We start from the raw sequence: 23,683 nt of genomic DNA on the forward strand, positions 1-23,683 counted from the left end.
GATTACCAATAAATCCCTTTAGCAATGGGCATTCTCCATCCAGTTCCAAAAGCGCGATCGCTAATTTTTAATCCCGGGGCTGCTTGACGACGTTTAAATTCTGCTATCATCACTAATTTAATCACTTTCTGAACCACCAATTCTTGATGTCCTGCTTCCACAATTTCAGCTAAGGATTGATGTTTTTCAATTAAACGATATAAAATATCATCTAAAATTTCATAAGGGGGTAAAGAATCTTGATCGACTTGTCCGGGTTTAAGTTCTGCGCTGGGTGGCTTTGTTAATATATGATCAGGAATGATTTCTTTGCCATGATATTGATTAAACCAAGAACACAAGGAATAAACCCTGGTTTTAGGCACATCGGCAATTACCGCTAATCCCCCATTCATATCCCCATATAAGGTACAATATCCTACCGCCATTTCTGATTTATTCCCTGTAGTTAATAGCAAATGTCCGAATTTATTAGAAACCGCCATTAATAGTGTGCCTCGGATGCGAGATTGCAGGTTTTCTTCTGCTAACCCAAAGGAGGTTCCTGCAAAGATCGGATCTAGGGTTTGATCAAAGGTTTTCATTAAATCCTCAATGGGTAAAGTTTGGGTTTGTATTCCTAAATTATTGGCTAATTCTAAGGCATCTTGAATCGAATGATCGGAACTATATGGAGAGGGCATTAACACCCCTAAAACCTTTTCTTTGCCTAATGCTTCCGTTGCGATCGCAGCGACTAAAGCCGAATCAATTCCGCCACTTAAACCTAAAATAACTTGAGAAAATCCACACTTATGCACATAATCTTTTACGCCTAAAACCAACGCTAACCAAATTTCTTGATCCTGACTTTCAATTAAGTTTATTTGCTGGTTTTGGTCAGAAACAGCAATTAAATCTTGTGTATTTGGGTCAAATTCTATAATTTCAAAATCCGTATCAAAAGGTTTTAAACTTAATATTTTATCACCATTTTTATTAAATGCAAAACTACAGCCATCAAAAATTAAATCATCATTTCCCCCCACTTGATTCGCATACAAAATGGGAATATTATACCGTTTTGCACTATGACTAATTAAAGATTGTCTGAACTTCTGTTTCCCCACTTGATAGGGAGAAGCCGATAAATTAACGACTAAATCTATATTTTTTTCTACTAATTCTGCTAAAGGATTACAAGCATAATTACGCTTACCCCAAAATGATTCATCATTCCATAAATCCTCACAAATTGTTACCCCAATTTTAATCCTTTCTCCAGAATTTTCTAAAATAAAAAAATCACTTTCTAACCCCGGTTCAAAATATCGATCTTCATCAAAAACATCATAGGTCGGTAATAATCGCTTCTGAAAATACTGTTTAATTTCACCCTGTTCTAATAAGGCTGCACTGTTATAAATCGGGTTTCCCCCATTTTTTTGATAGTCTAAATTGGGTTCAACTGTTCCTACTAATACCGCAATTCCTGGCGGTAAATCTCTTGCTAATTGCTCTAACTTTTCCGTTGCTGCTTGAATAAAACTGGGACGAATTAATAAATCTCTGGGAGGATATCCTGTTAAGGATAATTCTGTTGTTAATAACAAATCACATCCGGCGGCCAAGGCTTTTTCTGCTGCTTCTAATATCCGTTGGGCGTTTCCCGTTAAGTCTCCAACGGTGGGGTTAAGTTGAGCGATCGCAATTTTCATGCTTGAGTATGACATCAATTAAACTGACTTAAATTATTGCAAACCCACCCTAAAAAATCAGAAAAAGACAACCTCTGCACCGCCCCCATAGTCGATCAAAATTATGATATTAAAATCTATAAGTATTCTTCTTGAGCCGGAGTGGGTAACTTTTGTAAATCGGGGATTTCCACCAGTTCTTTCTCCTGTTCCTTCACACTAATTGGAACCCTCAAAGGTTGACGCTGCTCTAACCAACAACTGGCTAAAGGTAAGGTTTGATCCAAATCTTCCAAAGGTCGAGGAATGACCATTACAGCGTTTAACTCCCCAATCCGTTCGGCTTCAAACATTCCCGCCTCTATCGCCATCGCCACATCGGACACAGGGCCCCGAATAATCACCGTACACAACCCCGCCCCAATCCGTTCATAAGACATCAGGCTCACATCCGCCGCCTTCAACATGGCATCCGCCGCTCCCACCATCGCCGGAAATCCCCTAGTTTCAAGTAACCCCACCGCCTGATTACTTAAACGATGACCCGCCCCATTGGTTAGATTGGATAACCGCGAACTAATCGGAAGCACCAGTTCTAAATTTGGAAAGGGTCGAGGAATTACTAAGCTAGAAATAAATTGACCAAACTGTTTAGCCGTTTGCTCCCCTGTTTCCACAGCCAAACGCACCTCAGAAATTTTTCCCCGCACAATTGCCGTGCAGTGTCCCCCCCCAATTTTTTCATAGCCCACTAAATGAACCCCGGCGGACTTCAACATCATATCCGCCGTTCCCACAATCGCCGGGAAGCTCTGGGTGGAAACTAAACCCAAAGCCATATCTCTAAAATCGGTCTGGTTTGACCGTTCAGAATGGCCGGAATTCCGTCTGTTTGCGTCCATTTTTAATTATTCCGATAGATGGGAATTATTGAAGGCTTTGCGATGGGGAAGCAAGGTATCTAATAACTGACTCAGATGTTCTTTTCCATAGATTACCGGAGGAAGGGGCCCAGATGACAGTTCCGAGGATACTGGAGACTGGGGAACCAGAGCCGTTTCCTCCGATTTTTCTGGGTTAGAGGGGACAACCGTTTCCGGTTCAGCCGGAGTGGGCGGAATATCGGACGGTTGAGCCGGGATTTCCTCCAATACCGGGGTAATCTCTGGTTCAGAGGTAGGGGATACCCAGTCTAAAACTGGAGCAGGCTCCTCAAACCAGGGAGACATGATCGCGGGTTCTGGAGTCAATTCCGGTGGCGGAGATACCTGTTGGGGTTCTAATACACGAGAGTGATCCCCAATTAGAGATCTCGCGGCAACAACTTGTTGAGGTGCAATAGAACTCTGCAAGATCGTTGTTTCTGAACCAATACAGGCGTTTTCCCCCAGGGTTCCTGCCCCTAGAATCAACACCCCCGAACCCAAGACCACACCTGTCTCTATCTCTAGGATACCTTGGTAAACCTGAATAATCACCCCCCGCCCGATACAAACTCCCGCAGCGATCCGAAGCTGACCATCGGCTGCCGCTTGTAGGATCACCCCGGGTGCTAGGGTAGCCCCGGGATCAATTGTGACATCGCCACTCACATAAACATCTAGGTTTAGGAGTTGCGGTGGCGATATTTTCATCGAAAAACTGGGTTTGAAACCCCGTCCTTTAGCGAAGTGAAGGACGGCTTTACACAATCTTCTAAGTAACAATCAACCCGTTGGAACGGCGAATTAACTGTACTTTACTAGAAGCAATCTGCCCTAACCGTTTCCAATTAGCATCGCTGACAGATACTTGTCTTTCGGTGTCTCCTGACACATAACCAACACCCTTGGGACATTTCACTAAGTCCCCCTTGCGAAATCCATGACGAGTTGTAGAACCTCCATACTTACGACGCACTCCGCCTTTTGCCGGGAGCATTAAGTGAAGTTGACGACGAGAAAAAGGCGGTCGGCGAATCACTCGGAATTGGGTAGTGGTAATCACAACATCACCAAACCAATTAGCACCATCAGTTTTGGCTGTATGATATGGGCGATACTCAACAAAAGCTGTTGCTGCAATCGCTACACCATCAACTGCATGAGTGTTGAACTTAGCCTTAGATTTGTCTACTTTGTTCTTGGTTAGCCCTAAGTATTTACGAGTTGATGCGGTTTGATAACCTTCAATCTTAACTACAGGTGCTAACTTTTCTAGTTGGCTTAACATCCATTTTTGTCCAACCATAACAGGTGAAAAACCTTTACCAGATTTCGCTTGTTTACGTCCACTGGTTAAGTCAACATCGGCTTTGATATACTCGTATCTAATTTCTGCAACTGGGTAAATTTTGCATAATTCGGAAACTATTCTCAATTCTAATTGGCGATTAGCGCGAATTGAGGGAGCAAGTTTACCTTGGCGACGATTATTAAAGCGTTTTTGGCGATGGTTGCGTTTTGAGAACTCAACCTTCCGGTTGATTCTTCTTCCTCTACGACTTCGGCGCATTAATCGTCTTATATCCATGCGCTCACGGACTGTCTGAAAAGGTAAAATTAGATGAGCCGTATAAAGTGTAAATTTAGCTGACTGAACACCAATCCCAGAGAATTTCTTGCCAGGATCAATCCCAATCACAATATTTTGGGTTGTGTACCCACTGGGCTCAACTGTTAGTTGAACATAAAATTGCCCACCATCTGACCAGTGCTTAACTGCTTTTCCCGACTCAATCCACTTCCTCGCTCTTGCTGGTGTGGTTGGCATCAACGGCTTGTTGTTTTGATCAATTACTGGGATTCGCATTTTGGTATAACCCAATTTCTTGTTTTAGTCTCTTTGCTCAACTCAATTAAGATGTCTTGGCTTTACCCAACACCTGAACCAATCAGGTTTAGATTTTGTCCGAACTAGAGAAGTATTCGGAAGTCTGTACCCAATTGAGTCTCAATCAGCTATTCACTTCTTGCGTTGCCTAAATTGGTTTAAGCAATCCCCGCACTTTTAGGGCGGGGTTAGTGAACTTTACTCGAACCTCTAGCGTTGCAACAGGAAACTTGATGTTAGGGACGTTGGATAATTTCCTCCAGTACCCGACGCTTGGCTTTGGAGTCAATCCCGATTAATCGGACATATTCCCCACGATGTTCGTTCAAGCAACCGTCTAAAGCGGCCATCACTTCGGAGATATTGTTAGATTGAATCGGAGCACAACTGTTCCAAGATCCGGTACGGAAGCGACGAGCATCCGCGTGTTCTGTGCCAATTTTGTAGCCTTTGGCTAACAGACCCCGAACGTGATCCGCAACGCCATTATCCAGTTTGCCACTGCTGACGGTTGCTGTACTGGGACGACTGGCGGAAGCCGGAGCCGAAACCGTTGGCGCTACTTTGCCATCGGGACGCTGAATAATTTCTTCCAGGACACGGCGTTTGTTTTTGGGATCAATTCCAATTAAACGCACATATTCCCCCTGATGCTCACTGGCGATCGCATCTAATTTAGAAAGAATGTCTGCTACTCCTGAGCCGGAGAGACTAGGGCCACTGCGCCAAGATCCGGTACGGAAGCGACGAACATCGGCGTGTTCTGTGCCAATTTTGTAGCCTTTGGCCAACAGATCGCCAATTTGTCCCCCGAGACTAGAACTGGCAACACTGGCCGAACCCGCAGGAGCCGCCACCGAAGCACTGACCTTAGCCGTGCCAGCTTTAGGAGCTACTGCACCATCGGGACGTTGAATAATTTCTTCTAGGACACGGCGTTTGTTTTTGGGGTCAATCCCAATTAAACGCACATATTCCCCCTGATGCTCACTGGCGATCGCATCTAATTTAGAAAGAATGTCTGCTGCTCCTGAGCCAGAGATGCTGGGGCCACTGCGCCAAGATCCGGTACGGAAGCGACGGGTATCTGCATATTCCGTCCCAATTTTGTAGCCTTTGGCTAACAGATCGCCAATTTGTCCCCCGAGATCGGAACTGGCAACACTGGCCGAACCCCCAGGAGCCGCCACGGAAACACTACCTTTTCCATTACTGGATTTTGGAGCTACGGCGCCGTCGGGACGTTGAATAATTTCTTCTAGGACACGACGTTTGTTTTTGGAGTCAATGCCCAACAGACGGACATATTCTCCGCCATGATCTCTGAGGCAAGCTTCTAAGGCTGCCACGACTTCCCCTGTGGTTTTGGCCGTGATCGGAGCGCCACTGCGCCAAGATCCGGTGCGGAAGCGACGGGTATCGGCGTGTTCGGTGCCAATTTTGTAACCCTTGGCTAACAGATCCCCGATTTGCTGTACGATTTCAGCCGCTAAATTGGAACTTCCGGTATAGGCATAGGAGCGATCGCGACCACTGCCATTACCGACTCCCCCCGATTCATTACGAATCGGGTTAATACAAGAGGAGTTTTCAGAACACTGATAACCCGCTTTTAGGGATTGGTTGACCCCGATGACGTGGGTAGCAAAGCTCAGATCCGCATCTGTGACATTAGGTAAGCGATCGGCCTGTTGTTGGTTAGTGATAATCGAACCGGAGGGAACATATTTTCCCGGGGGAATTTCCACGTCTTCGATTAAAACGTGCATCATGATAATGCAACCATTCCCGACTCTGGAATTGAACACCGTAGAGCGGAATCCGATAAAACAATTATCTCCCACATAGGCTGGGCCATGGATTAAAGCCATGTGGGTAATAGAGGAATTCTTACCTATCCATACGGAGTAGGACTGACCATCGTCCCCTTTAACGCGACCTTCTTCTAAGCCGTGAATGACTACCCCATCTTGGATATTGCTATTTTCCCCGATGGCGAAGGGTGCTCCTTCATCGGCTCGAATAGAAGTACCCGGGGCGACTAATACATGAGCACCAATCCGAACGTCACCAATAATATTAGAAAAAGAATGTACATAAGCCGTTGGGTCGATTTTCGGCTCTGCCAAGTTCTTCGACCAAGGGGTTGGAGGAGCCGCTAGGCCACGAACTGCCATATTTTAATTTCTCCTAACCGAATAGTTGTTTGTTAGTTTGTTTTCAGTTGTTCGTTATTGCACTGGAGCAAAAGGGATGATTAAGAAGTTGATCCCGTTAAACATTAAGAAGTTCTGAAGTTTTTAATTTCGGGTGCGGAATTTCAACTTTTTTTCAAAATTTGATTTATCCTATAAATAACACCTTTCCTAACTTTTTCCCTCTTAAAAATTTAAAGTCTTTCGCTTCTCAATAACTCCCACTTTTTTCCTGTTAATAATGATCTTTTTTGCTGTAAATCGTTCGATTTTCCACATTAATGGTGTCGATGATTGCAACAACCGCCGCATCACTGGGTCGTTTTTCACTCCCTTCAACATGGCGAGCCGCACTGCCTCGACTCACGAGTACCCATTCACCGATTCCGGCTCCCACCACATCAATCGCCACCTCATACTCGTTGGAGAGATCCTCTCCATGTTCATCAACAAATCGTAAAAGTAGAAACTTGGAACCCCTTAAACTAGGTTCTTTCTGATTGCCCACAACCGTGCCAATCACTTTGGCAATTTGCATAATGAGTCTGAGGAAGAATAAATGGGAATTTGGAGCGATTCATCACAGGATTTAGGGTCAATTTACCGATTTTTAAAATCCTCTGGACATTAGGGACGGTTTAAAGGACGAATCCCACTGAGGCTTTCGCGGAATTGTTCCACTGCTTCGGTATAGCGGATGGGTAAAACATATTCTAAGTTTTCGTGGGGACGAGCGATAATATGAGTGGATAACACTTCTCCACCCTTAACTCGTTTAATCGATTCTACCCCGGCGGATACGGATGCTTGCACTTCGGAGACATCCCCGCGCACAATCACGGTGACCCGGGCGCTGCCAATTTTTTCGTAACCCACTAAGGTGACACGGGCGGCTTTTACCATTGAGTCCGCCGCTTCCACAACGGCAGGAAAGCCTAAGGTCTCGATCATGCCAACTGCAATCGCCATTAAATTTGACTCCTAAAATCAATCAAAACAGTCAGGGAATAATACAGAATTTCTCCATAAAATGGGAATAATTCTGATTTCAATTGAAATTGACCTGGGGTTGTGAAATTACTTTTTAGAACTTCTACGCGAGTCAATTCAACGTTGGATTTTTTGAGTCCCTAGTAAGAACGGAACTGCTCGACTGCATCGGTATAGCGAATCGGCAGAACATATTCTAGGTTCTCATGGGGACGAGCAATAATGTGGGTGGAAGTCACCTGACCGCCATTCACTCGTTTGATGGATTCGACTCCGGCTGCTACGGAGGCTTGCACTTCGGAGACATCCCCACGCACAATCACGGTGACTCGGCCACTGCCAATTTTCTCATATCCCACCAAGGTAACCCGGGCGGCCTTTACCATGGCGTCTGCTGCTTCTACAACAGCAGGAAAGCCTAAAGTTTCAATCATTCCCACAGCAATTGACATGGTTTAACTCCTAATTGGTGAACAAAACAAACTACACTGTATTTTTAAGCAATAAGCGACTTTCCAACAGATTTAACCGTCAGATTTCGGGCTACACTCAGATGTTGCAGTTCCCCTTTAAGTCTAATTTTAGGGCTTATTGATCCCTAGATTTGGCAATAGTTATATTTTCCTATTGCTTACTTTCCGACCCTTGAGGATGGAAACCGAGATCAGCAGATTACCTACAATTTCAATTTACAGAAATAGTAACGAACCTCCCTCTCTAAGAATAGGAGAAGGGTGACACTCTTGACAATATTAATCTGGATTATATTTTCTCATTTTTAATATTATTTTTGTTGATAATGAATTTTGATTAAGTTTTGTTAAGTTTTTAAGAATTATAGCCGTGCCAATAAAACCATAGCTCTAATTAAAAGATTTTTTACCCTTATAGCTCTACAAGCTAGTATAATAGCCCGCCAATTCCGGCTACAAGTCAACCCAAAGACCTATGAATCCAAAATCTTGGTATAGTAAGCTGAGAATTCCTAAGAATTTTCTAATTTTAAGTTAAATGACAGATTTTCTCCTCCACACCAGTTGGTGGATACCTTTTTATGGCTTAATTGGGGCAATCTTGACCTTGCCTTGGTCAATGGGATTGGTGCGACGCACCGGGCCCAGACCCGCCGCCTACTTTAATTTGTTAATGACGGTTTTAGCCCTTGTCCATGGTTCGGTGATTTTCCGCACTACCTGGGATGAACCCATTCAGCAAATCCTTTTCCATTGGGTACACACCAACAATTTAGACCTGTCCTTTGCCTTGGAAATCTCCCCGGTGAGTTTGGGGGCCATGGAATTAATTACGGGTTTGAGTTTAATTGCTCAATGCTACGCCCTGGGATACATGGAAAAGGACTGGGCTCTGGCTCGGTTTTTTGGCCTGATGGGCTTCTTTGAGGCGGCCATTAGTGGGTTAGCCTTGAGTGATTCCTTGTTACTGAGTTATATCCTCCTAGAATTATTAACCCTCTCTACCTATCTACTGGTGGGCTTCTGGTATGCCCAACCCCTGGTGGTGACGGCGGCTCGGGATGCGTTTTTAACCAAACGGGTCGGAGATGTCTTGTTGTTAATGGGGGTGGTGTACCTCTCCACCCTGGCCGGAAGTTTGAGCTTTTCCGATTTGGAAGGATGGGCAGAAACCGCCACCTTAATGCCCCTCCAGGCGACCTTACTGGGTTTGGCCTTAATTTCTGGCCCGATTGGAAAATGTGCTCAATTTCCCTTAAATCTCTGGTTAGATGAGGCGATGGAAGGCCCTAACCCAGCCTCGATTATGCGAAATTCGGTGGTGGTGGCCAGTGGAGCCTATGTCTTAATTAAACTCCAACCGGTTTTGGCCCTATCCCCGATTGCTTCCACAACCTTAGTGGTTTTAGGGACAATTACCGCCATTGGTGCTTCTCTGGTTTCTATTGCTCAAATTGATCTCAAACGGGCTTTATCCCATTCCACCAGTGCCTATTTAGGGTTGGTGTTTATTGCGGTAGGAGAAAGTCATGTTGATATTGCCCTACTATTGCTGTTCACCCATGCGATCGCCAAAGCCTTAATTTTCATGAGTGCGGGTTCGGTAATTCTAACCACCAATACTCAAGATTTAACCGAGATGGGGGGGTTATGGTCAAAAATGCCCGCCACAACCATCGCTTTTATTGTGGGTGCAGGGGGTTTAGTGGCGTTAATGCCCTTGGGAACCTTTTGGACGATGCGCCGTTGGGTCGATGGATTTTGGACAATTCCTCTGTGGTTAATTTTGGTCTTGCTGCTGGTTAATTGTTTAACGGCTTTAAGTTTAACCCGGGTTTTCGGATTGGTTTTTGCCGGAAAACCCCAACAAAAAACCCGGCGAGCACCAGAAGTTCCATGGCCGATGGCTTTACCGATGGTTGCCATGATTATTTTGACTTTATTAGTGCCAATAATGTTACAACAATGGCAATTATTGCTCAGTTGGACTGCGCCTTTGGTGGAAGTTCCCGCTACTGGGTTGGCTGAGATTTTGCGTCAAGCTACGGTGCCTTTACTGGTGATTTCGGGTTTAGTTGGAGTGGCAATTGGAGGCGGGATTTATTTATTTGGAATGGGTTCTAAGCCTTACAAATTACCCTGGAAAGGATTGCAAGATTTATTCGCTTACGATTTTTATATTGATCGAATTTACGATCTAACGGTGGTTTTGTTTGTGAATCGAATTTCTGCTTTTAGTGCTTGGATTGATCGCTATATTATCGATGGCATTGTTAATGTTTTTGGTTTAGCCACTTTATTTAGTGGAGAAGGCTTAAAATACAGTATTTCTGGACAATCTCAATTTTATCTCCTAACTATTGCTTTAGGAGTAGGAGTATTGCTGGGATTAATGTTGTGGCAATTCTAACTGTAGTAAGCCCTTTAGGGCTTTATTTTCTTAATCTACGGAAATTAACTATCAACTATCAACACCAATTTATTTATGCTTAGTGTATTAATTTGGCTTCCTTTATTTGGTGCGGCTATTATTGCCTTTTGGCCGAATTTATCGGGTAAAACGGCTCGTCAATTGTCCTTGGTCATCACGGTTGGATTATTTTTATGGTCATTGGTTTTAGCAGGATTATTTGATCCGGGGAATCCTTCCTTACAATTTAAAGAATTTATTCCTTGGATTAAACCCTTGGGGTTAAATTATACTTTAGGGGTTGATGGTTTATCCTTACCTTTAGTGATTTTAAATGGGTTATTAATTACCATTGCGATCGCTATTACGGATTTATTTATCAGTCGTCATCAACTCTATTACGCCTCAATCTTATTGATTTCGGCAGGAATTTCAGGAACATTTTTATCCCAAAATTTATTATTGTTTCTGCTATTTTATGAAGTTGAACTCATCCCTTTATATCTGTTAATTGCGATTTGGGGAGGTAAACGCAAAGGCTATGCAGCCACTAAATTTCTCCTGTATACAGCCGTTTCGGGATTTCTCATTTTAGCTTCTTTTTTAGGCATTGTTTGGCTGACCCATACCCTAGATTTTGATTTAGATACTATTAGTGCTACGGCGTTAGGAGTCTCATCTTTACCCCTAAACACCCAACTGATTTTATTAGGCGGTCTGTTAATTGGATTTGGGATTAAAATTCCCCTGTTTCCCTTCCATACCTGGCTACCGGATGCCCACGTTGAAGCCTCAACCCCCGTTTCTGTGCTGTTGGCCGGGGTATTATTAAAGTTAGGAACCTATGGGTTATTACGGTTTGGAGTCGGCCTATTTCCTGATGCTTGGTCAGTAATTGCTCCCTGGGTGGCCAGTTGGGCTGTAGTTAGTGTTTTATATGGAGCTTTTTGTGCCATTTCTCAGAAAGATATGAAGAAAATGGTCGCCTATAGTTCTATTGCTCACATGGGCTATATTTTATTAGCCTTTGCTGCTGCTAACTCCACCAGTTTATTAGGGGCTGTGATGCAAATGGTGAGTCATGGTTTAATCTCGGGATTAATGTTTTTAACCGTTGGCGTTGTATACCGAAAAGCGGGGAGTCGAGATTTAGATATTATTCAAGGGTTACTTAACCCAGAACGCGGTTTACCCCTAATTGGAACTATTATGATTATGGCGGTAATGGCGAGTGCGGGTATACCTGGTTTAGTGGGATTTGTGGCAGAATTTATCATCTTTCGGGGCAGTATGGAAGTCTTCCCCGTACAAACTTTATTGTGCATGATTGGAACCGGATTAACTTCTGTTTATTTCCTGATTATGATTAATAAAGCTTTCTTTGGTCGCCTTTCGGAATATGTGGTGAATTTGCCTTCTGTACAATGGAGCGATCGGATTCCGGCAATAATTTTAGCCTTAATTATTGTGATTTTAGGAATTCAGCCTAACTTACTGGTGAGATTAAGTGATGCTTCTACAACGGCTTTAGCCCATACTCAACCCTTATTTGCTCACCATCTCGCAGAAAAAGTTTAATTTTTTGATAGAGTGGGTTTAAATAATTGAGCAGAAAATCAAACCCACTTTATCACTTTTCCAAAGATAAATTTTAATTAAACCTTTAAACAAAATGAAACTTACGGATTTTACCCCCATGTCTAAACATCCTTTATCTGAATATATTCATCGCCTGGAGTCCGGTGAAGCTCTGTTGCCGAATTATCCCGAAAATTTGGTGGAAGTTGTGGGTATCTTGAAAAGTTATGGTGTTGTTCTGGATGCCTATTCTAATAATTTAATTTATATTGCAGATGAACAGTTTTTAGAATTATTCCCCTTTTTCAAGTATTTTAATGGAGAAGTCAATATCAAAAAATTATTTCAATATTTGTGGCATGATCGGATTAATTTTGAATATGCCGAATATTGTATGAAAACCATGTTTTGGCATGGGGGCGGTAAATTAGATGAATATTTAGATTCTTCTGAATTTCTCAAGTTAGCAGAAACTGCGATTCAAGCTAAAACTAAGGGAAATTTGATGATTCAAACTCTCCATCGTTTTTTCCCGGAATTTCTACCCGAACAAATCCGACAACTGGCTTATTATAGTGGATTAGGTCAATTTTGGCGGGTGATGAGTGATATGTTTATTTCCCTTTCTGATCGTTATGATCAAGGAGAAATTAAATCTATTCCTGAAGTAGTCAATCATATTTTATTAGCCCTAGTAGAAGCTGCTAATAAACCCATTACTTATAGCGTCAAAATCAATAATCAAGTTTATGATATCCTGCCAAAATCTGCCGGATTAACTTTTTTAATGGATACCGCAGTTCCCTATGTTGAAGCTGTGTTCTTTAGGGGAACTCCTTTTCCTGGAACGGTTTCTTATAATGCTCAAGCCCATCAAATTCCCACAGAGCAAAAAGACTTTGCCTATGGTGCATTATACGCCGATCCTTTACCGATTGGTGGGTCGGGTATTCCCCCAACTCAATTAATGCAGGATATGCGTCATTTTCTTCCTGATTATTTACATAATATCTATCAAAATAGTTGTCGCGGAGAAGATGATTTACGGGTGCAAATTTGTCAGAGTTTTCAAAAGTCAATGTTCTGTGTCACCACGGCGGCAATTGTGGGATTAGCCCCCCATTCTATTAATACTAATGATCCTGAACAAAAACAAGCTAATCGGATCTATTTTGAGAATTGGATGGATCGATTTTTAAACTCCCGTTTAGGGGAAGTTAATCAACCTACATTCAGGGAATGTAAGCTATTTCCTGAACGTTAAAAGACACTTTAAACTAGAAACCAGGTTTATTTGAGAAATCCGGTTTTTGAGAAGTTGTGATCGCGCCAAAAACGAGCGGAAAACAGATAATCCCTCTTTTATCACTATAGTAAGGGCAAAAAGATAGTAATAGTAAAAAGAAGAATCTGTCGAGGGAAGCTCATCCTAAACGCGGCCAAATCGTTCAATCGGCCAAAAACGAAATACGGCGCGACCAATAATATTTTCCTTGGGAAGAAAACCCCAAACATGGGAATCATTACTATCATTGCGATTATCTCCCATAACAAAATAGGAATTCTCAGGAACTTTTACTGGGGGTAATTGATAATGAGGTTCCTCAGCAATATAACGCTCAAATTGGGGCTGATTGTCAATATAAACCCGACCATTTTTAACTTCAATGGTTTGACCTGGCTGACCAATAATTCGCTTAATAAAGGCTTGATCTGCCGCATAGCCAATCTCTTGTAATTGGGGAGGAGGAGCAAAAACAATAATATCGCCAAATTGGGGAGAATCTAAATAATAGGATACCTTTTCTATGACTAAGCGATCGTTTATTTCTAAAGTCGGGAACATGGAATCTGAGGGAATAAATCGAGGTTCAGCAACAAAAGTTCTAATTAATAATGATAATCCCAGGGCGATCGCTAAAATTACAATATTCTCTCGGATTTGATCCCAAATACTTTTTTTAGGGATTGCAGGTTGGGGCTTTTGAGTTACTTGTTTTTCTTCGGATTTCATTGTTTTTTTCCCTAATATTATTATCTATAAAAATAAATTGAGAATTAAGAATCGCAATTAAGCTATGATTCTTAATTCTCAATCATTAACCCTGGAAATTGAAGGGATAAATTGTTAATTCTCATGGGAGGATTTGTGATGAAAACGAATTCCCAAAAAGACATCATAGAGGAAACCCCAAAAGTCTTTCTTTCCTTCTAATATTCCCAAGGTTTGGGGAGAACCTTTTTCATCTAACAGAGGCTTCATAAATTCATAGGTTGGCTTGTAATAATACCAAGGAATAGATGGCCATAAATGATGAATCAGATGGTAATTTTGCCCCAAAATTAACAGATTTAAAACCGAACCCGGATACACCCTAGCATTTTTCCAGCGACCCCGTTCTTGAAACGGACGATGGGGTAAATAATCAAAGAATAAACCCAAAGCTATGCCCACAACCAAAGCCGGACAAAACCAGAAATTCAGAATATAGCCGAGGAATTCATAATGAATAGAGATCGCAACAATAGTCACTACAAATAAGCGACTCAAAAACCATTCCAAAAGCTCATATTTTTTCCAAAGTCGGCGCTTGAAAAAAAACACTTCATGGTAGAAAAAACGTGCCGCAATCAACCACAAGGGGCCACCTGTGGAAACAAAATGATCCGGATCATTGTCTGGATCATTAACATGGCAATGATGTTGGATATGCACCCGCGTAAATACGGGAAAAGCGAACCCTAACATCAAAGCACTACCGTGTCCTAATACCGAATTCAGAATGCGGTTTTTGTGGGCAGAATTATGGGATGCGTCATGGATCACTGTCCCCGAAAGGTGCAGCGCCAAAACATTAATCAAAAAACAACACCAATCCGGCCAACCCCAAAGCCAGTATCCCAATGTGGAACAGATCACCATTACTACCGCACCGAAAAACATCAGTAGCGTGGTGTTAAAACCACCCTCTGCGGTGAGGTATTCCTTGGGGACTGTCAGTGGCTTACTTGCCTCCGACATTACAGTTTGCACTCCTTGAAGTTTCACACCTGAGTATTTTATGAGAAAAGTAACAAAGTGTAAAGATTTATAAAATCACTAAACCCGAACGTAATTGCCTAAAATACCACGATTTTACCCCTAGGAGAAAATATTTATGTCTAGCTCACTGTCGCGTACATCCTTAGTCGGACTGTTTAGTTTATCCATGACCCTATCAATCCTGGGTTCCGCCACCGGGGCCAACGCTCAACCTCGGTGGCCATCTTTACCCAGTCTGACCGACCTGCTGCAACTCCCCCGCAACACAACCCAACCCCCCCAAACCTTTCCGACTCCGGCCACTAATCCCACCCAATCCCCAGCCCCCCAACCCACCGATCAAGGCCCCCTAAATCCTCAAGTGGAAGTGGAAACCGGGGACACAGCAATTGCTCGGTTTCGATGTGAGGTGATTGGCGGTCAATATACGGTGATGTATTATCCCGTCAGCCAACCCAATCAAGGCTATGCTTGGGCAGTTCCTAGTAATATGGGGGGCGGATGGACACCGGAACGCCGTTGTGGAGAGATTAGTCGCCGTTTAGAATCCTATCGTCCCGATGGATTAGCAGAAATCAGTACAGCGATGGAGAACGGTTACAATACCCTCTGCGCCACCACCGAAGATGTTCCCCAATGTCGGATTGTCTTAACCGTACCCCCTGGGGAAGATCCTTTATTAGTCCGCGATCGCATTTTCCAAAACCTCGTAATTGCCGACAGTGGCCAAAGCACCCAAGGTGTTCTAACCCTGATAGATGAAAAAAGTACCGGGGACATCATTCGAGGGGCTTTAGGACGTCCGAGAACCCGTTCTACTGGTATTCCCCTCCGTCAATTCCTCGACCCCACCGATGGCGGCACCGGAGCACGCTTAAACCCCCGTTATTTTCCTCAATAGGGAACAGGGAGCAGGGGGAGCAGGGGGAGCAGGGGGAGCAGGCAGGGGGAGTAGGGGAAGCAGGGGGAGCAGGGGGAGCAGGGGAAGCAGGGGGAGCAGGGGAAGCAGGGGAAGCAGGGGGAGCAGGGGGAGCAGGGGAAGTAGGGGGAGCAGGGGGAGTAAACTCTTTCTATTACCTATTACCCATTACCCATTCCCCATTAGTAATTCGTAATTCGTAATTCCTGATCCTGATGTGTCCCTGACGTGGTTAAATTCTGTTTATGATCTGTAGAGAGACGCGCCATGGCTCGTCTCTACAGACAATTCCCTAGATCTTTAATTGAGTCATGCAACCGCAAAATCTACTGCATCGAACCAAAATAGTCGCTACAATCGGCCCTGCTACCCAGAAGCCTGAAGTTCTCCGCGCATTGATTTTAGCGGGTGCAACGACTCTGCGCTTGAATTTTTCCCATAATACCCATGAGGATCATCAACGCAGTATTCGGATGATTCGACAAACCGCCTTTGAACTGAATCAACCTGTGGGGATTTTACAAGATCTCCAAGGCCCAAAAATCAGATTAGGGAAATTTGAGACGGGTTCGATTGTCCTGAACCGGGATGATCAGTTTATTCTCACCAGTGAAGATGTGGTGGGAACTCAAGAAATTTCCTCTGTCACCTACAAACCCTTAGCCGATGAAGTCCCTGATGGGGCGGTGATTCTCCTCGATGATGGCAAGGTGGAAATGGTCGTGGAGAAAGTCGAACAGGCCAAAGGACGCTTATGTTGTCGTGTGGTTGTGGGCGGGACTCTTTCTAACAGTAAAGGGGTGAATTTTCCTGGGGTTTATCTGTCCATTAAAGCCATGACGGAAAAAGACCGCCGGGATTTAATGTTTGGTTTAGATCAAGGGGTGGACTGGGTAGCTTTAAGTTTCGTGAGAAATCCCCAGGATGTTTTAGAAATTAAAGAATTAATTGCGAGTGCGGGTAAGGATGTTCCCGTGATTGCCAAAATTGAAAAACATGAAGCCATTGAACAAATGGAAGAAATTTTGGCGTTGTGTAATGGGGTGATGGTGGCCCGAGGTGATTTAGGGGTGGAACTCCCTGCCGAAGATGTGCCAATTTTACAAAAACGGTTAATTATCACCGCCAACCGGATGGGAATTCCGGTGATTACTGCGACTCAGATGCTAGATAGCATGGTGAATAATCCCCGACCCACCCGGGCGGAAATTTCCGACGTAGCTAATGCGATTTTAGATGGTACCGATGCGGTGATGCTTTCCAATGAAACCGCCGTGGGTAACTATCCGGTGGAAGCGGTGGCGACCATGGCCCGGATTGCGGTGCGGATTGAACAGGAGGGTGTGACCCGTAATATTTCCAAGGTTGAAGATACCGGACGTTCAATTCCTAACGCCATTAGTCAGGCGGTGGCACAAATTTCTCACCAGTTGAACGCGGCGGCGATCATGACCTTAACCAAAACCGGGTCTACGGCCCGCAATGTCTCGAAATTCCGACCCCAAACCCCGATTTTAGCCATTACTCCCCACGTTGAGGTGGCGCGACAGTTAAGTTTAGTTTGGGGGGTGAAGCCTTTATTAGTTTTAGATTTACCTTCGGCTGACCAAACCTTTCAAGCGGCGGTGAATGTGGCGAGGGAAAAAAATCTGCTGGCCGATGGGGATTTGGTTGTGACCACGGCGGGAACTTTACAAGGGGTGGCCGGATCTACGGATTTGATTAAGGTGGAAGTGGTGACGGCTGCTTTGGGTAAGGGAACGGCCGTTGGTCAAGGCTGTGTTACCGGACGGGCGCGGGTGGCCCGCAGTGCTGGAGAGTTAGCTGATTTTAATGCCGGGGAAATTTTGGTCACGGTTCAAACCAGTGCCGATTTTGTCGATGTGATGCGGAAGGCGGGGGGTGTGGTCACGGAAGTTGATAGTTTGACCAGTCACGCGGCGGTGATTGCTTTACGTTTGGGGGTGCCTGTGATTGTTGGGGTGAAGAATGCCACTCGCTTGATTCGAGATGGGGTGATTCTGACCTTAGATATGGAACGCGGGATTGTCTATTCGGGCTCTAGCAGTGGTTCGGGAAGTGAAAATCTCTAAAGCTATTTTCCTTCTCTATTGGATTGATTAACATTAGATTTTTTCCTGAAAAATTAGCGATCGCCGGATGATAAAATCATTCGTTGATCGCTTTTTCTTTAGCTCTTTTTGACCCGAGGTTGAAAAATTATCCCTAACGGTCAACCGAACCCATAATAATATCGATACTCCCGAGAATTGCCACGAGGTCAGCGATTTTTTCCCCTCGAACTAATTCCGAGAGAATGGGTAAATTGCAGAAATCCGCCGCCCGAATTTTGAACCGCCAGGGAAAGACATTATCATCCCCAATAATATAAATACCGAGTTCTCCCTTCCCGCTTTCAATTCGGACATAATGTTCCCCTTTGGGAATTTTGAAGCTCGGGGCGATTTTCTTGCCAATAAATTGATAATCAAAACCATTCCATTCGGATTTCGGCCCGCCCATCATCCGTTGGGCTTCTAAATTTTCGTAGGGGCCGCCCGGAAGGGCTTCGAGGGCTTGATACAGGATTTTTAGGGATTCTCGCATTTCCCGAATCCGCACAAAATAACGGGCCAAACAGTCTCCGGCCGTTTCCCACTGCACATCCCAGTCCAATTCGTCGTAACATTCATAGTGGTCAACTTTGCGTAAATCCCACTTCACCCCAGAGGCGCGTAACATCGGGCCAGATAATCCCCAGTTAATCGCCTGTTCCCGGGTAATGGTTCCTAAACCCTCAATCCGACGTCGGAAAATCGGGTTATTGCTGATTAAGCGTTCGTACTCGTCAATTTTCGGCCCGAAATAATCGCAAAAATCTCGACATTTCTGCACCCAACCGTAGGGTAAATCGGCGGCTACGCCCCCAATCCGAAAATAGTTATTATTGACCATCCGGTATCCGGTGGCGGCTTCCCAGAGATCATAAATCAGTTCCCGCTCTCGGAAAATATAGAAGAAGGGAGTTTGGGCGCCGACGTCGGCCAGGAATGGGCCAAGCCATAATAGGTGATTAGCAATGCGGTTTAGTTCGAGCATAATCACCCGAATATATTGCGCCCGTTTGGGGACGGTGACTCCGGCCAATCTTTCCGGGCCATTCACCGTCACTGCTTCGTTGAACATTCCAGCGGCGTAGTCCCAACGGCTAACGTAGGGGACATACATGACAACGCTACGACTTTCGGCGATTTTTTCCATACCGCGATGCAAATACCCAATCACGGGTTCACAGTCCACCACATCTTCCCCATCCAGGGTGACAATTAACCGTAAGACCCCGTGCATGGAGGGATGGTGTGGCCCCATGTTCAAGACCATCGGTTCTGTGCGGGTTTCAATTCTACTCATACTTTTATCGGTGTTCCCTAACGCGGATTTATGGATTTCTTGGGATTTTTGTTTCAATTGCTTAATATTATAGGAATACTTGGATAGTCTGAGATCGAAGTTTTAGCAAAAAATACTGGCAAGGGTCTGTACTTCCCCAGAAACCGGGTTTCTTAACTTCTGTGCGAAAGTCCTCAACCCGTTACTAATCTGATGTATTGGAAAAATGAACACTCGTTTTAGTTGTCTGTCCGATGTATGATTAGGTTGTTAGTGATCGCAATTTCCCTTGTTCGGTGTTAATTGTATGTCAAATAATGATCAAGTAACTCAATACACTGCTGGTGCGCTTAAAAGTCAATACAAGACTTTTAAACAAGCAAAATTAGCATTGAATATCAAAGCTCAAAGCTGGCAGGCTTTAGTAGATAAGCTAAATGCTCCTAGTTATGAACAAATCAAAGAACAATTATTAAAATTAGAGCAAGAGAACCAATTTCTTCAAAAGGAAAACGAGATTTTAAAAAACTCTATTTCCAAAACAAAAGATTTTGATGAAGTTGGTTTTTGGCTTTTAGATAAAAATTTTAATCGATCAAATTTCTCAGATTTTGAAATTTCAGAAGAACAAACAAAAATAGAATCAAAAGCTAATCTTTTTTATAAAAAACTAGCTCAAAAATATCATCCTGATAAAGGAGGTACTGAAATGCAAATGTCTAATTTAAACCGTCTTTATGAACAAATGATGGCACTGGTTGCAATGAACAATGGATTAGGGAGATAAGTTATGAAAAAGATTGAAATTAGTGATAAAGGAAAAATTACTTTAGAAACCACTTTAACCCAGGGACAAATTTCTAAATTTAATGGTTTGATTCAGAAAATGATTATTGAGGATGGTGCTGCCTATATACCTATTGATGAACTACATGGCGTTTTATTAACTAATAGTCGAGATCGAGCTAAAGTAATTATTAATAATTATAGAGATACTGTTAAAGCATACTTAGTTACTGATCCAATTCGCTTTCAAAAATATGGAGTAATAGCAGCAATAAGACCAGTCGGACTTTACAATCTGCTGGAAACCCTCGCAGAGGCTAATCCTAAACGAGCAAGCGATTATCGCGGTAGTCTGGCATTATTAGCATACATAGTAGCTAAACATCCTCAATTGGCTCTCTCATCAAGTATTGAAGCGAAATATAAGGAAGCTGTCCAAAATTCTGTAGTTGCCAAATTAAAAAGAACTCATAATATTTGTCAGCTATCTACAGAAACTTTTACTAATGATGATGAGAAGCACGTACATCATATTGAAGGACAGTCTGAAGATCCATCATTAGCCAATGATGAAAAAAACTTAATTGTAATTAAAGGAAGGATACACATAGACTACCATAACTGGATAAATATGCAACAATTAGCGACCAATAGGTACACTTTAAAACAGTATGCAGTTAAAAATAATTACTCTCTGGCAGCCATATAGAGTAACAAAATAAGATTGCTTTATTCATTAATAAATAACCATTCTATAGGAATAATTACATTGTCTGAAATCGAAGTAGTGGAAGAAAATACTCAAAACTCCTTTGTCCATATTCCCGTATTGAGTCGGGAATTAATTGCGGGGTTAGAAATTCGTGCGGGGGGAGAATATCTCGATGCAACCGTTGGCGGTGGTGGACATAGTTTGTTATTATTGCAAGCCGGGGAGAATATCCAGTTAACAGCAATTGATCAAGATAAAGACGCGATCGCTGCTGCTCGGGTTAAATTTGAACAAGCAGATCTTTCTCTATTGGAAAGAGTGCAGTTTTGGCAAGGAAACTTTGCTGAATATCAGCCCAAATCTAAACAATTTGATGGAATTATAGCGGATTTAGGGGTAAGTTCCTATCAGTTTGATCAGCCAGAAAGAGGGTTTAGTTTTCGCCATACCGCCCCTTTAGATATGCGAATGAATCAACAACAATCTTTGACGGCGGCGGAGATTATTAACCATTGGGATGAGAAGCAATTAGCGGATATTTTTTATCAGTATGGGGAAGAAAGATTATCCAGACGCATTGCCAAAGGAATTGTAGAAAAACGGCCGTTTCAAACCACAACGGATTTAGCCTATGCGATCGGCGGTTGTGTTCCAGCGAGTTATCGTCATGGACGAATTCATCCGGCTACCCGTGTCTTTCAAGCATTAAGAATTGCGGTGAATCAAGAGTTAACTCGTTTAGAAAAATTTATAGATCAAGCGCAATATTGGTTAAAACCTGGAGGTAGAATTGGGGTGATTAGTTTTCATAGTTTAGAAGATAGAATCGTTAAACATCGGTTAAAAGAGTCTCCTATTTTGCAGGTATTAACTAAAAAACCAATTCAACCCCAACCCGATGAACTGAATAATAATAACCGTTCTCGTTCAGCTAAATTAAGATTAGCTGAACGAAAGATAATAGAATAACGTAGAGACGCACCAAGACAGACGCGCCATGGCACGTCTCTACAGCCAGAAATCACGTTCAGTGGATTATGAATTGGGGAAGACTCCGCCCCTATCATTGTTGTGATTTTGGGTAATTTATGCAACTCGCTATAGTTGCTATAATAGCAAAATTGAGTTAATAGTATATCTCCGATGCTGATGAACATTCTCAAAAAATATTCTGTATTCATTCTGTTGGTGATTGCGATTTTGATCGCTCCCGTTTGGACAATGCTAACCTCTGCCCAAACTTCTAATACTCTGAAAACTCAAGTCATCGAATATCGCCAAGGAGATGCGGTTTTAGAAGGATATTTAGCCTATGATTCTTCAAAAACAGGCAAACGTCCAGGGGTGTTGGTTGTGCATGAATGGAAGGGGTTAGATGACTATGCAAAAAAACGCACAGAACAACTGGCTAGTATGGGTTATGTTGCCTTTGCTGCGGATATTTATGGCAAAGGAATTCGACCCCAAACCGCAGAGGAAGCTAAAACCCAAGCGACCCTTTACCGCAATAACCGGGCGTTATTAAGGGAAAGGGTAAATGCTGCTTTAGCAGAACTTCGTAAACAACCTCAAACTGATCCTGAAAAGTTGGCTGCGATTGGCTATTGTTTCGGAGGAACAACAGTGTTAGAATTGGCAAGAAGTGGTGCAGATGTGGATGGGGTGGTGAGTTTTCATGGCGGTTTAGATAGTCCTAATCCCCAGGATGGGAAACGAATTAAAAGCAAAGTTTTGGTCTTACATGGGGCGGATGATCCGTTAGTTTCCCAAGAGGATATTCAGGCATTTGAGAAGGAATTGCGAGAGGGAAATGTCGATTGGCAAATGGTGAATTATGGTAGAACAGTTCATAGTTTTACTAATCCGAAATCGGGGGATGATCCCTCTAAAGGAATCGCCTATAATCCCGATTCTGATCGTCGTTCTTTTGAAGCGATGAAACTATTTTTTGAGGAAATTTTTTAAAGGTTAAAGGTGCGATCGCTTTTTTAAACAAGAGGCGATCGCATTTATTTTCTATAGATTTCTATTAAATTAAACCTGCAATAATATTAATACTCATCGCCACAATTACGGTATTAAAGAAAAAAGAAAGAATGCTATGAAATAGCGATAAACGCCTTAATGATCGCGAGGTAATTTGTACATCTGAAACTTGACTGGTCATGCCAATTACAAAAGAAAAATATAAAAAATCCCAGTAGTCTGGCTCTATATCTTCGGGAAAATCCAGTCCTCCTGCTGGAGAATTACTGAGAGTTTTATGGTCTTGATAATATTCATGGGCATAGTGAATCGCAAAAATTGTATGAACTAGCAACCATGACCCAATAATTGTGATCACTGCCAAAATTATATGGGGAATAATTATATGAATATTCTGATCTTTTGTTTCTTTTAATATAAAAGTAATTGCTAATATACTAGCACAGGCAGCAGCCGTAATTAAGCTCAAAATTACTAATCTTCCTTCATCCTGACTTTGAGCATTGCGGCGCATTGTTTTGGGGATTGCTTGCACCATTAATAGCCAAGTTGAGATTAAAAAACAGAGCATTCCCGTATTCCATACCGAGAGAATCCGAGTGGATAAACTAAACCAAGATGGCAGAAAAAATGATGATATTAAAGAGAATAAAGCCGATAAAATCAGGCGATAGCGAACTCTCCATTGGTGAGGAATTTGAGGTTTGAGCATTA

21 protein-coding genes are annotated in these 23,683 nt (G+C 43.0%); 9 read left to right on the forward strand and 12 right to left on the reverse strand.

Annotated features, from left to right (window positions below; all coding sequences use genetic code 11):
- Positions 1-2: 2 nt before the first annotated feature.
- The 8 genes from PL11201_RS19575 to PL11201_RS19610 form a co-directional block, all read right to left on the reverse strand.
- Entirely contained in the window at positions 3-1,697 is a 1,695-nt protein-coding gene (locus tag PL11201_RS19575) for an NAD+ synthase (RefSeq protein WP_079680569.1), read from the reverse strand.
- 116 nt (positions 1,698-1,813) lie between these two features.
- On the reverse strand, positions 1,814-2,578 hold the full coding sequence (locus PL11201_RS19580) for a carbon dioxide-concentrating mechanism protein (protein ID WP_079680570.1): 765 nt from the start codon (positions 2,576-2,578) through the stop codon (positions 1,814-1,816).
- Positions 2,579-2,584: 6 nt separating this feature from the next.
- Entirely contained in the window at positions 2,585-3,310 is a 726-nt protein-coding gene (locus tag PL11201_RS19585; RefSeq protein ID WP_144017833.1) for a carbon dioxide concentrating mechanism protein, read from the reverse strand.
- 61 nt (positions 3,311-3,371) lie between these two features.
- Positions 3,372-4,466 carry an RRXRR domain-containing protein gene (locus tag PL11201_RS19590; protein WP_079680571.1) on the reverse strand — a complete coding sequence of 365 codons (1,095 nt, stop codon included), beginning with the start codon at positions 4,464-4,466 and terminating at the stop codon, positions 3,372-3,374.
- 257 nt (positions 4,467-4,723) lie between these two features.
- Complete coding sequence (locus PL11201_RS19595; RefSeq protein ID WP_079680572.1) at positions 4,724-6,664, reverse strand: ribulose bisphosphate carboxylase small subunit; 1,941 nt, start codon at positions 6,662-6,664, stop codon at positions 4,724-4,726.
- A 253-nt stretch (positions 6,665-6,917) separates the two neighbouring features.
- Positions 6,918-7,220, reverse strand: a complete 303-nt coding sequence (locus PL11201_RS19600) for a EutN/CcmL family microcompartment protein (RefSeq protein WP_079680573.1) — start codon at positions 7,218-7,220, stop codon at positions 6,918-6,920.
- A gap of 89 nt (positions 7,221-7,309) precedes the next feature.
- Entirely contained in the window at positions 7,310-7,651 is a 342-nt protein-coding gene (locus PL11201_RS19605; RefSeq protein WP_026789214.1) for a carbon dioxide-concentrating mechanism protein CcmK, read from the reverse strand.
- 161 nt (positions 7,652-7,812) lie between these two features.
- Positions 7,813-8,124, reverse strand: a complete 312-nt coding sequence (locus PL11201_RS19610) for a carbon dioxide-concentrating mechanism protein CcmK (protein ID WP_079680574.1) — start codon at positions 8,122-8,124, stop codon at positions 7,813-7,815.
- Positions 8,125-8,683: 559 nt separating this feature from the next.
- On the opposite strand from PL11201_RS19610, the gene PL11201_RS19615 reads away from it, so the two are divergent.
- The 3 genes from PL11201_RS19615 to PL11201_RS19625 all read left to right on the forward strand — a co-directional run bounded on the left by PL11201_RS19615 (position 8,684) and on the right by PL11201_RS19625 (position 13,397).
- Positions 8,684-10,555: an NAD(P)H-quinone oxidoreductase subunit F gene (locus tag PL11201_RS19615; RefSeq protein ID WP_079680575.1), complete on the forward strand. Its 1,872-nt coding sequence runs from the start codon at positions 8,684-8,686 to the stop codon at positions 10,553-10,555.
- A 75-nt stretch (positions 10,556-10,630) separates the two neighbouring features.
- A complete protein-coding gene (locus PL11201_RS19620; RefSeq protein ID WP_079680576.1) occupies positions 10,631-12,133 on the forward strand; it encodes an NADH-quinone oxidoreductase subunit M in 1,503 nt (500 codons plus the stop codon).
- Between the two features lie 94 nt (positions 12,134-12,227).
- Positions 12,228-13,397: a CO2 hydration protein gene (locus PL11201_RS19625; RefSeq protein WP_079680577.1), complete on the forward strand. Its 1,170-nt coding sequence runs from the start codon at positions 12,228-12,230 to the stop codon at positions 13,395-13,397.
- 165 nt (positions 13,398-13,562) lie between these two features.
- Here the strand turns inward: PL11201_RS19625 and lepB are convergent, their stop codons facing one another.
- A complete protein-coding gene (gene lepB / locus PL11201_RS19630; RefSeq protein WP_079680578.1) occupies positions 13,563-14,147 on the reverse strand; it encodes a signal peptidase I in 585 nt (194 codons plus the stop codon).
- 114 nt (positions 14,148-14,261) lie between these two features.
- On the reverse strand, positions 14,262-15,155 hold the full coding sequence (gene crtR, locus PL11201_RS19635) for a beta-carotene hydroxylase (protein ID WP_079680579.1): 894 nt from the start codon (positions 15,153-15,155) through the stop codon (positions 14,262-14,264).
- 136 nt (positions 15,156-15,291) lie between these two features.
- On the opposite strand from crtR, the gene PL11201_RS19640 reads away from it, so the two are divergent.
- Together PL11201_RS19640 and pyk are read left to right on the forward strand one after the other, a co-directional pair.
- Positions 15,292-16,077, forward strand: a complete 786-nt coding sequence (locus tag PL11201_RS19640; protein WP_079680580.1) for a COP23 domain-containing protein — start codon at positions 15,292-15,294, stop codon at positions 16,075-16,077.
- Between the two features lie 329 nt (positions 16,078-16,406).
- Positions 16,407-18,188, forward strand: a complete 1,782-nt coding sequence (pyk, locus tag PL11201_RS19650) for a pyruvate kinase (RefSeq protein ID WP_079680581.1) — start codon at positions 16,407-16,409, stop codon at positions 18,186-18,188.
- A gap of 133 nt (positions 18,189-18,321) precedes the next feature.
- On the opposite strand, the gene PL11201_RS19655 is transcribed toward pyk, so the two are convergent.
- Positions 18,322-19,506, reverse strand: coding sequence for an NAD(P)H-quinone oxidoreductase subunit H (locus tag PL11201_RS19655; protein ID WP_079680582.1), 1,185 nt, complete (start codon positions 19,504-19,506; stop codon positions 18,322-18,324).
- A 286-nt stretch (positions 19,507-19,792) separates the two neighbouring features.
- On the opposite strand from PL11201_RS19655, the gene PL11201_RS19660 reads away from it, so the two are divergent.
- The 4 genes from PL11201_RS19660 to PL11201_RS19675 all read left to right on the forward strand — a co-directional run bounded on the left by PL11201_RS19660 (position 19,793) and on the right by PL11201_RS19675 (position 22,948).
- Positions 19,793-20,272: a hypothetical protein gene (locus PL11201_RS19660; protein WP_079680583.1), complete on the forward strand. Its 480-nt coding sequence runs from the start codon at positions 19,793-19,795 to the stop codon at positions 20,270-20,272.
- A 3-nt stretch (positions 20,273-20,275) separates the two neighbouring features.
- Positions 20,276-20,980 (forward strand): hypothetical protein, encoded by a 705-nt coding sequence (locus PL11201_RS19665; RefSeq protein ID WP_079680584.1) that lies wholly within the window; start codon positions 20,276-20,278, stop codon positions 20,978-20,980.
- Positions 20,981-21,040: 60 nt separating this feature from the next.
- Complete coding sequence (rsmH, locus tag PL11201_RS19670) at positions 21,041-21,952, forward strand: 16S rRNA (cytosine(1402)-N(4))-methyltransferase RsmH (RefSeq protein ID WP_234996783.1); 912 nt, start codon at positions 21,041-21,043, stop codon at positions 21,950-21,952.
- Positions 21,953-22,126: 174 nt separating this feature from the next.
- A complete protein-coding gene (locus PL11201_RS19675) occupies positions 22,127-22,948 on the forward strand; it encodes a dienelactone hydrolase family protein (RefSeq protein ID WP_079680585.1) in 822 nt (273 codons plus the stop codon).
- A gap of 64 nt (positions 22,949-23,012) precedes the next feature.
- Here the strand turns inward: PL11201_RS19675 and PL11201_RS19680 are convergent, their stop codons facing one another.
- Entirely contained in the window at positions 23,013-23,681 is a 669-nt protein-coding gene (locus PL11201_RS19680) for a DUF1345 domain-containing protein (protein WP_079680586.1), read from the reverse strand.
- Between the last annotated feature and the right edge of the window lie 2 nt (positions 23,682-23,683).

Source organism: Planktothrix sp. PCC 11201 (assembly GCF_900009135.1).
Taxonomy (GTDB): Bacteria; Cyanobacteriota; Cyanobacteriia; order Cyanobacteriales; family Microcoleaceae; genus Planktothrix.

Coding starts and splice junctions, on each gene's coding strand:
- PL11201_RS19675 (WP_079680585.1), top strand. CDS start 22,127: ATGCTGATGAACATTCTCAAAAAATATTCTGTATTCATTCTGTTGGTG.
- PL11201_RS19580 (WP_079680570.1), bottom strand. CDS start 2,578: ATGGACGCAAACAGACGGAATTCCGGCCATTCTGAACGGTCAAACCAG.
- PL11201_RS19590 (WP_079680571.1), bottom strand. CDS start 4,466: ATGCGAATCCCAGTAATTGATCAAAACAACAAGCCGTTGATGCCAACC.
- PL11201_RS19625 (WP_079680577.1), top strand. CDS start 12,228: ATGAAACTTACGGATTTTACCCCCATGTCTAAACATCCTTTATCTGAA.
- PL11201_RS19575 (WP_079680569.1), bottom strand. CDS start 1,697: ATGAAAATTGCGATCGCTCAACTTAACCCCACCGTTGGAGACTTAACG.
- PL11201_RS19620 (WP_079680576.1), top strand. CDS start 10,631: ATGCTTAGTGTATTAATTTGGCTTCCTTTATTTGGTGCGGCTATTATT.
- PL11201_RS19585 (WP_144017833.1), bottom strand. CDS start 3,310: ATGAAAATATCGCCACCGCAACTCCTAAACCTAGATGTTTATGTGAGT.
- PL11201_RS19660 (WP_079680583.1), top strand. CDS start 19,793: ATGTCAAATAATGATCAAGTAACTCAATACACTGCTGGTGCGCTTAAA.
- PL11201_RS19680 (WP_079680586.1), bottom strand. CDS start 23,681: ATGCTCAAACCTCAAATTCCTCACCAATGGAGAGTTCGCTATCGCCTG.
- pyk (WP_079680581.1), top strand. CDS start 16,407: ATGCAACCGCAAAATCTACTGCATCGAACCAAAATAGTCGCTACAATC.
- PL11201_RS19665 (WP_079680584.1), top strand. CDS start 20,276: ATGAAAAAGATTGAAATTAGTGATAAAGGAAAAATTACTTTAGAAACC.
- PL11201_RS19595 (WP_079680572.1), bottom strand. CDS start 6,664: ATGGCAGTTCGTGGCCTAGCGGCTCCTCCAACCCCTTGGTCGAAGAAC.
- PL11201_RS19600 (WP_079680573.1), bottom strand. CDS start 7,220: ATGCAAATTGCCAAAGTGATTGGCACGGTTGTGGGCAATCAGAAAGAA.
- PL11201_RS19610 (WP_079680574.1), bottom strand. CDS start 8,124: ATGTCAATTGCTGTGGGAATGATTGAAACTTTAGGCTTTCCTGCTGTT.
- lepB (WP_079680578.1), bottom strand. CDS start 14,147: ATGAAATCCGAAGAAAAACAAGTAACTCAAAAGCCCCAACCTGCAATC.
- PL11201_RS19605 (WP_026789214.1), bottom strand. CDS start 7,651: ATGGCGATTGCAGTTGGCATGATCGAGACCTTAGGCTTTCCTGCCGTT.
- PL11201_RS19655 (WP_079680582.1), bottom strand. CDS start 19,506: ATGAGTAGAATTGAAACCCGCACAGAACCGATGGTCTTGAACATGGGG.
- PL11201_RS19615 (WP_079680575.1), top strand. CDS start 8,684: ATGACAGATTTTCTCCTCCACACCAGTTGGTGGATACCTTTTTATGGC.
- PL11201_RS19640 (WP_079680580.1), top strand. CDS start 15,292: ATGTCTAGCTCACTGTCGCGTACATCCTTAGTCGGACTGTTTAGTTTA.
- crtR (WP_079680579.1), bottom strand. CDS start 15,155: ATGTCGGAGGCAAGTAAGCCACTGACAGTCCCCAAGGAATACCTCACC.